This is a genomic window from Micromonospora sp. MW-13 (assembly GCF_003434305.1).
In the GTDB taxonomy this organism is placed as follows: domain Bacteria; phylum Actinomycetota; class Actinomycetes; order Mycobacteriales; family Micromonosporaceae; genus Micromonospora.
This window is the reverse complement of the sequence record NZ_QKKX01000036.1, coordinates 1-9,320: the sequence shown is the minus strand read 5'-3', so window position 1 is coordinate 9,320 and position 9,320 is coordinate 1. Positions and strand designations below refer to the sequence as shown.

The 9,320-nt window shown below is 75.4% G+C and carries 3 protein-coding genes; all 3 read left to right on the top strand.

Features of this window, described 5'->3' with window-relative positions:
* On the top strand, positions 1-2,908 hold a 2,908-nt coding region (locus C5N14_RS19550; protein ID WP_117669572.1), incomplete at its 5' end, for a type I polyketide synthase.
* A 36-nt stretch (positions 2,909-2,944) separates the two neighbouring features.
* The gene (locus C5N14_RS19545; RefSeq protein ID WP_117669571.1) at positions 2,945-7,942 is read left to right on the top strand and encodes a type I polyketide synthase; all 4,998 of its coding nucleotides are present in this window, start codon (positions 2,945-2,947) and stop codon (positions 7,940-7,942) included.
* Between the two features lie 46 nt (positions 7,943-7,988).
* Positions 7,989-9,320, top strand: a 1,332-nt coding sequence (locus tag C5N14_RS19540; RefSeq protein WP_207892792.1) for a beta-ketoacyl synthase N-terminal-like domain-containing protein, incomplete at its 3' end; no start/stop codon positions are given.

Sequence of the window (9,320 nt, the reverse complement as noted above, 5' to 3'; positions counted from 1 at the left end):
GCACCAGCGGTTCTGGGTCGACCCGCCCGTGCACCGGGTGCAGGACGTCGCCTCCGCCGGCCTCCAGGACGCCGGGCACCCGTTGCTCAGCGCCACCCTCACCTTCCCCGACAGCGAGCGGATGGTGTTCACCGGGCGGCTGTCGGTGCGTACCCACCCGTGGCTCGGCGAGCACCGGGTGATGAACAACATCCTGCTGCCCGGCACCGCGTTCGTGGAGCTGGCGACGTACGCCGGCGAGCAGGCCGGCTGCCCGACCGTGGAGGAGCTGACCCTGCTCGCCCCGCTGGTCCTGCCCGAACTCGGCGCGCTCCAGGTGCAGCTGATGGTCGGCGACCGGGACGACGACGGCCGGCGCGGCGTGCAGCTCTACTCCCGGCCCTACCGGGACGGCTCGGACGAGATCCTCGCCGACGTGGCCTGGACCTGCCACGCCACCGGCCTACTCGCCCCGCAGTCGGCCGACGCGCCCGCCTTCGACCTGGGGGTGTGGCCGCCGCCCGGCGCGACCCGCGTCGAGTCCGACGACTTCTACTCGGGCATCGAGGCGACCGTCTTCGGGTACGGCCCGGCGTTCCGCGGCCTGCGCGCCGCCTGGACCCGCGGCGACGAGGTCTTCGCCGAGGTGGAACTGCCCGCCGACCACCACGCCGAGGCGGGCCGGTTCGGCGTGCACCCGGCGCTGCTCGACGGCGCGTTGCAGGCCATGTCGATCGGCGGCTTCCTCGGCCGGATGGGCGACGGCGCCGACGCCACCGTGCCCCGGCTGCCGTTCGCCTGGACCGGGGTCTCCCTGCTCGCCGCCGGGGCCACCGCCCTGCGGGTGCGGGTCGCCGCGGCCGGCGAGGTCGGGGTGGCCTTCCAGGTGGCCGACGCCACCGGCGCGCCGGTGCTGCACGTCGACTCGCTGATCATGCGGCGGGTCTCCGGCGACTCCCTCGGCGCGGCCCGCTCCGGCCGGCACGAGTCGCTGTTCCAGGTGGACTGGCCGGCGCTGCCGGTGCCCACCGGCCCGGTGCCGGCGGCCACCCGCTGGGTGGTGCTCGGCGGTGACGACCTCGCCCTCAGCGCAGCCTGCGAGTCGGCGGGCGCGCGGGTGCGTACCGACATCGACCTGGACTCCCTCGGCAAGCTGCTCGCCGGGGGCGAGCCGGCGCCCGAGGCGGTCGTCGTCCCGGTCGGCGGCCCCGACGACGACGAGGTGGGCCCGGTCCTCGCCACCCAGACGCGGGCCACGGCGCACCGTACCCTCGCCGCGTTGCGGACCTGGCTCGCCGACGACCGGTTCGCCGGGTCCCGGCTCGTCCTGGTCACCCGCGACGCGATCGCGGCGGGGGAGCAGCCGGCAATCAACCTGCGGCAGGCCCCGGTGTGGGGTCTGCTGCGCACCGCCCAGCTCGAACACCCCGACCGGTTGCAGCTGATCGACCTCGACGACGAGCCGGACAGCCGCGCCGCGCTGGCCGCCGCGATCGCCTCCGGCGAGCCGCAGCTCGCCGTGCGGGCCGGACAGGTCCGCACCCCGCGCCTCGGGCGGGTCCCGGCCGGGACGGAGCTGCTGCCCGGCGGCATCGACCCCGACGGCACCGTGCTGATCACCGGCGGCACCGGCGTTCTCGGCCGGATCCTGGCCCGTCACCTCGCCACCACCCACGGCGTGCGGCACCTGCTGCTCGCCGGCCGGCGGGGCGCCTCGGCGGAGGGGATCGGCGACCTGGTCGCCGATCTCGCCGGCCACGGTACGGAGGTGACCGTCGCCGCCTGCGACGCCGCCGACCCGTACGCCCTGGCGGCGCTGCTCGCCGGGATTCCCGCCGCGCACCCGCTCACCGCCGTGGTGCACGCCGCCGGCGTCCTCGACGACGGGGTGCTGGAGTCGATGACCCCCGACCGCGTCGACGCGGTGGCCGTGCCGAAGATCGACGCGGCCTGGCACCTGCACCGGCTCACCGAGGGGCTCGGCCTCGCGGCGTTCGTGCTGTTCTCCTCGGCGGCGGCCACGCTGGGCAGCGCCGGCCAGTCCAACTACGCGGCGGCCAACGCCTTCCTCGACGCCCTCGCCGCGCACCGGCGGGCCCGGGGCCTCGCCGGCGTCTCCCTCGCGTGGGGCCTGTGGGAGCAGGCCAGCGGCATGACCGGTCACCTCGCCGACGCCGACGTGCGGCGCATCACCGAGCAGGGCGCCGCCGGCCTGGCCACCGCGCAGGCGCTGGACCTCTTCGACGCCGCCTGGCGGCTGGACGCGGCGGTGGTCGTACCGATGCGGCTGGACGTTCCGACGCTGCGGGCGCAGGCGGAGTCCGGCGCCCTCGCGCCGATGCTCCGCGCCCTGGTCCGGGTGCCGCTGCGGCGCTCCGTCGACGCCACCGGCGCCCGCGCCGGCGGGGTGTCGCTCGGCCAGCGGCTGGCCGGACTGGCCGGCCCGGAGCGGCTGAAGGTGGTGCTCGACGTGGTCCGGGCGAACATCGCCGCCGTCCTCGGCCACGCCGGCGCCGACGCGGTCGACCCCGGCCGGCTCTTCACCGACCTGGGCTTCGACTCGCTCACCGCCGTGGACCTGCGCAACCGGCTCAACGCCCTGTCCGGGCTGCGGCTGCCGGCGACGCTGGTCTTCGACTACCCGACGCCGACCGCGCTCGCCGAGAAGCTGACCAGCGAGATCGCCGCCGACGAGGCGCCCTCCACGCAGCCCATCTTCCAGGGCATCGACACCGTCGAGAGCCTGCTCAACTCCATCCCGCTCGATCCGGTGGCCCGGGACCGGTTCACCGCCCGGATGCAGGACCTGCTCGCCAAGGCGTCCGACGTGGCCGCCGGGCCCGCCACCGCCGAGGACCGGCCCGATCTCGACTCGGCCAGCGACGACGAGATCTTCGACTTCATCAGCAAAGAGTTTGGAATCTCCTGAGATGACCGAGTTCCGGATCGAGGCAGGTGCGACCTCATGAGCGACGACAAGCTGCGGTACTTCCTCAAGCGGGTGACCGCCGACCTGCACGACACCAAGCGCAGGCTGCAGACCGTCGAGGCGCGCGACCAGGAGCCGCTGGCCATCGTCTCGATGAGCTGCCGCTTCCCCGGTGGCGTCCGGTCGCCTGAGGACCTGTGGGAGCTCGTCGCCGACGGCCGGGACGCCCTCACCGAGTTCCCGGGCGACCGGGGCTGGGACCTGGAGGCGCTCTACGACCCGGACCCGAACAAGCCGGGCAAGAGCTACACCCGGGTCGGCGGGTTCCTCGACGGCGCCGGTGACTTCGACCCGACCCTGTTCGGCATCTCGCCGCGCGAGGCCCTGGCCATGGACCCGCAGCAGCGGCTACTGCTGGAGACGTCCTGGGAGGCCGTCGAGCGGGCCGGCATCGACCCGCTGTCGCTGCGCGGCAGCTCCACCGGCGTCTTCGTCGGGCTGAGCACCTCCAACTACGGCATCGGGCTGCCGCACGTGCCCGAGGGCGTCGACATGTACCTCGGCACCGGCAACACCACCAGCGTCGCGTCCGGCCGGATCTCGTTCACCCTCGGCCTCAACGGCCCGGCCGTCACGGTGGACACCGCCTGCTCGTCGTCCCTGGTCGCCCTGCACCTCGCCGTGAACGCGCTGCGCCGGGGCGAGTGCGACCTCGCCATCGCCGGCGGCGTCACCGTGATGGCCACCCCCGGCGTCTTCGTCGTCTTCTCCCGGCAGCGCGGCATGTCCGTCGACGGCCGGTGCAAGGCGTTCGCGGACGGCGCCGACGGCACCGGCTGGGGCGAGGGCGGCGGCGTGCTCGTCGTGGAGCGGCTCGCCGACGCCGAGCGCAACGGCCACCCGGTCCTCGCCGTGATCCGGGGCAGCGCCCTCAACCAGGACGGCGCGTCCAACGGCCTCACCGCCCCCAACGGCCCCTCCCAGCAGCGGGTCATCCGGCAGGCCCTCGCCAACGCCCGGCTCGGCGCCGCCGACGTCGACATGGTCGAGGCGCACGGCACCGGCACCACCCTCGGCGACCCGATCGAGGCGCAGGCGCTCATCGCCACGTACGGGCAGGACCGCCCCGCCGACCGGCCGCTGTGGCTCGGCTCGGTGAAGTCGAACATCGGCCACACGCAGAGCGCCGCCGGCGTCGCCGGGATGGTCAAGATGGTGATGGCGCTGCGCAACGGCGTCATGCCGGAGACCCTGCACATCGACGCGCCGTCGCAGCACGTGGACTGGACCGCCGGGGCGGTGTCGCTGCTCACCGAGTCGAAGCCGTGGCCGGAACTGGACCGGCCCCGCCGTGGCGGCGTCTCCTCGTTCGGGGTGAGCGGCACCAACGCCCACGTGATCCTGGAGGAGTACCGGCCCCGCGTCGCCGGCCAGGACACCGTCGACGGGGAGGGGGCCGTCGAGGCCACCGCCGTCGAGCCCGCGCACCGGCCCGGTCTGATCGCCTCCGACGCGACGGTCTGGCCGGTGTCGGCCCGGTCGAAGGCCGCCCTCGCCGGCCAGGCCGCCCGGCTCGCGCGGCACGTGCGCGAGCACGGCGACCTCGCCCCGGCGGCGGTCGGCTGGTCCCTGGCCACCACCCGGTCCACGTTCGACCACCGCGCCGCCGTGGTCGGCACGGCCGCCGGGGAACTGCTGGCCGGGCTGGACGCCCTGGCCGCCGGCCAGCCGGCCGGCAACCTCGTCACCGGTACGGTCACCGGCTCCGGCGCCGGTCCCGTCTTCGTCTTCCCCGGCCAGGGCGCCCAGTCGGCGCGGATGGCCGCCGGCCTCGTCGGCCGGTCCCCCGTGTTCGACGCCAGGCTCGCCGAGTGCCAGCGGGCCCTCGCCCCCCACCTCGACGTGGACCTCGTCGCGGTGCTCACCGGCGACGACGAGTCGTGGCTGGACCGGGTCGAGGTCGTCCAGCCGGTGCTGTGGGCCGTCGGGATCGCCCTCGCCGCCGTGTGGCGCGCGGCCGGCGTCGTCCCGGACGCCGTCGTCGGCCACTCGCAGGGCGAGATCGGCGCCGCCTGCGTCGCCGGCATCCTGACCCTCGACGACGCGGCGAAGACGGTCGCCCTGCGCTCCCGCGCCCTCGCCGTGCTGCGCGGCACCGGGACGATGGCGTCGGTGGACCTGTCCGCCGACGCGGTCACCGCCCGCCTGGCGGCCTTCCCGGGAGTCGGGGTGGCGGCGGTCAACGGCCCGGCCACCGTCGTGGTGTCCGGCCCGCCGCAGCCCGTCGCCGACCTGGTCGAGGCATGCCAGGCCGAGGGCGTCCGCGCCCGGCTCATCCCGGTGGACTACGCGTCGCACTCCGCGTCGGTGCAGGAGGTCGCCGAGCAGTTGCGCACCGACCTGGCCGACGTGTCACCGCAGGCCGGGCACACCCGTCTCGTGTCCACGCTGACCGGGGACTGGGCCGACCCGGCGTCGATGACCGCCGACTACTGGTACGACAACCTGCGCCGGACCGTGCAGTTCGACGCCGCCGTGCGTGTCGCGATCGCCGCCGGGCACAGCACCTTCGTGGAGATCAGCCCGCATCCGGTGTTGACGATGCCGGTGACGGCGATCCTCGACGACACGGGCACCACCGGGCACACGCTGGGCAGCCTGCGCCGGGGCGACGACGACGCGACCCGGCTGCTGACCAACCTGGCCACCGCGCACGCCGTCGGCCTGCCCGTCGACCTGGCGAACGTCCTCGCCGAGACCGGGCTGGCGCCGCTGCCCACGTACGCCTTCGACCACCAGCGGTTCTGGCTGGACGGCAGCGGCGGCCCCGACCTGGAGAGCCTGCTCCAGCAGGCGGCGGCCGACCCGAGCGACGCCAGCTTCTGGGCCGCCGTGGAACGCGGTGACCTCACCGCCCTCGCCGAGACCATCGCCACCGAGGACACCCCGGCGGACCAGGCCCTCGACGCGCTGCTCCCGGCCCTGCCGCTGCTGACCTCGTGGCGCCGGCAGCGCCGCCGGCAGTCCGACATCGACGGCTGGCGCTACCAGGACACCTGGAAGCCGCTGACCGGCGTCGCCAACCGGGGCATGACCGGCACCTGGGTCGTCGTCCTGCCGACCGGCGACATCGTCGAGCCCTGGCAGGACGCCTGCGTCGAGGCGTTCACCGCGGCCGGCGCGACCCTCGTCCCGGTGCCCGTCTCCACCGCCGACGTCGACCGTGACCTGCTCGGCAAGTTGCTGCGGGAGGCGCTCGCCGCCGCGCCCGGCGGCGACGGCGGGGCCGCCGAGGTGGCCGGCGTGGTCTCGCTGCTCGCCTTCGACGAGCTGATCCACCCGCTGTACCCGTCCGTGCCCGGCGGCTTCGCCGCCACCGTCGCGCTGTTCCAGGCCCTCGGCGACGTCGGCCTGCGCGCCCCGATGTGGAGCGTCACCTCCGGTGCCGCGTCCGTCGGCCGGGCCGACCTGCTGCGCTCCCCGGTGCAGTCGCTGGTCTGGGGCTTCGGCCGGGTCGCCGCGCTGGAGCACCCGCAGCGCTGGGGCGGCCTCGTGGACCTGCCCGAGGCCGTCGACGAGCGCTCCGCCGGCCTGCTGGTCGCGGCCCTCACCACCGCCGGGGAGGAGGACCAGATCGCGGTACGCCCCGGCGGCGTGCTCGCCCGCCGGCTCACCCGGGTCCCGCTCGGCGACAGCCAGCCCGCGAACCCGTGGCAGCCGTTCGGCACGGCCCTGGTCACCGGCGGCACCGGCGCGCTCGGCGGGCACGCCGCCCGCTGGCTGGCCCGCAGCGGCGTGGAGAACATCGTCGTCGTCAGCCGGCGGGGCATGGCCGCGCCGGGCGCGCGGCAGCTCGTCGACGACCTCACCGAGCTGGGCGCCCAGGCCACCGTGGTCGGGTGCGACGCCTCCGACCGGGACGCGCTGGCCGACCTGATCGACGCGATCCCCGCCGAGTACCCGCTCACCACGGTCGTGCACGCCTCCGCCGTGCTGGACGACGCCATGATCAACGACATCCGGCCGGAGCAGATCGAGCGGGTGCTCCAGGCCAAGGTCGACGTCGCGTACAACCTGCACGAACTGACCCTCGACCTGGACCTGTCCGCGTTCATCATGTTCTCGTCGTTCGCGGGCAGCGTGGCCAGCTCCGGCGTCGGCAACTACGCCCCGAGCAACGCGTTCCTCGACGCGCTCGCCCAGCACCGGCGCGGCCTCGGCCTGCCCGCCACCTCCATCGCCTGGGGCGCCTGGGCCGGCGGCGGCATGGCCGACGGGCCGCTCGGCGAGCTGCTGCACCGGCACGGCGTACCGGAGATGACCCCCGAGGCGGCCATCGCCGCGCTGCACCAGGCCGTGGACCACGGCGAGGCGTTCCTCACCATCGCCGACATCGCCTGGGAGCGGTTCGCCGTCGCGTTCACCGCCACCCGGCCCGGCCCGCTGATCGGCGACCTGCCGGACGTCCGCCGGCTCGCCACCGCCGAGACGGTCGCCGGCGTGGCGGCCGGCGACGGCCCGGACACGTTGCAGGACCGGCTCGCCGGGCTGCCCGCCGCCGAGCGGCTCGCCGTGCTGCTCGGCCTGGTGCGCAGCCAGGTCGCCGCCGTGCTCAACTACGCGTCCGCCGAGTCGGTGGACGAGCACCGGGCGTTCCGGGAGCTGGGCTTCGACTCCGTCACCGCCGTCGAGCTGCGCAACCGCCTCGGCACGGCCACCGGGGTGGCCCTGCCGGTGACCCTGGTCTTCGACTACCCGACCCCGACGACGCTGGCGGAGTACCTCTTCGCCGAGGTCGCCCACGACGACGTGGTCACCCCGACCGCCCTCCTCGACGACCTCGACCGGATCGCCGACAGCCTCGACGTGGTGGCGCGCGACGAGGCGGCGCGGGTGCGGGCCACCGTACGCCTCCAGGCGATGCTCTCCCGGCTCGGCCAGGACAGCGGCGGCGCCGACATCGGCCGGCACCTCGACGACGCCACCGACGACGAACTGTTCGCGATGGTGGACAAGGACCTCGGCATTTCCTGACCCCGCTCCGGCTCTCTCCCGTCCCTCCCGAGGAAGCGGCACTCCGATGGCCAATGAAGACAAGCTCCGCGACTACCTCAAGCGGGTCATGGCGGATCTCCACGACACCCGCCGCCGGCTCAGCGAGGTCCAGTCCCAGGAACTGGAGCCCGTGGCGATCGTGGCGATGAGCTGCCGGCTGCCCGGCGGGGTGCGCAACCCCGACGAGCTGTGGGACCTGCTGCGGGACGGCCGGGACGCCGTCGCCCCCTTCCCCGCCGACCGGGGCTGGGACCTGGAGCGGCTCTACCACCCCGACCCCGACCACCCGGGCACCTCGTACGCCCGGGAGGGCGGGTTCGTCGACGGGGCCGGGGACTTCGACTCCGCCTTCTTCGGCATCTCGCCCCGCGAGGCGCTCACCATGGACCCTCAGCAGCGGCTGCTGCTGGAGACGTCCTGGGAGGCGGTCGAGGCCGCCGGGATCGACCCGGCCACACTGCGCGGCAGCCGGACCGGGGTGTTCGTCGGCACCAACGGGCAGGACTACGGCACCCTGCTGATGATGTCGCCGGACGGCGACGAGGGGCACTCGATGACCGGTGGCGCGGCGGCCGTCGCGTCCGGCCGGGTGTCGTACACCCTCGGGCTGGAGGGCCCGGCTGTCTCCATCGACACGGCCTGCTCGTCGTCGCTCGTGGCGCTGCACCTCGCGGTGCAGGCGCTGCGGGCGGGGGAGTGCGACCTGGCCCTGGCCGGCGGGGTGACCGTGATGGCCACCCCGGGGCTCTACATCGGCTCCAGCCGGCAGCGCGCCCTCTCGCCGGACGGGCGGTGCCGGTCCTTCGCCGCCGCTGCCGACGGCGCCGGTTTCTCCGAGGGCGTCGGCTGGCTGATGGTCGAGCGGCTGTCGGACGCCCGCCGCAACGGCCGGCGGGTCCTCGCCGTGGTCCGCGGCTCCGCCGTCAACCAGGACGGCGCGTCCAACGGGCTGACCGCGCCGAACGGGCCGGCGCAGCAGCGGGTGATCAGCCAGGCCCTCGCCTCGGCCCGGCTGTCCACGGCCGACGTGGACGTGGTCGAGGCGCACGGCACGGGCACCACGCTGGGCGACCCGATCGAGGCGCAGGCGCTGCTGGCCACGTACGGGCAGGACCGGGGCGACACCGGCCCGTTGCTGCTCGGCTCCGTGAAGTCGAACATCGGCCACGCGCAGGCCGCCGCCGGGGTCGCCGGGGTGATCAAGGTCGTGCTGGCCATCCGGCACGGGATCGTGCCCGCCACCCTGCACGTCGACGAGCCGTCCCCGCACATCGACTGGACGGCCGGTGCGGTGGAGCTGACCACCGAGGCGCGGCCGTGGCCCGAGACGGGCCGGGCCCGGCGGGCCGCGGTCTCC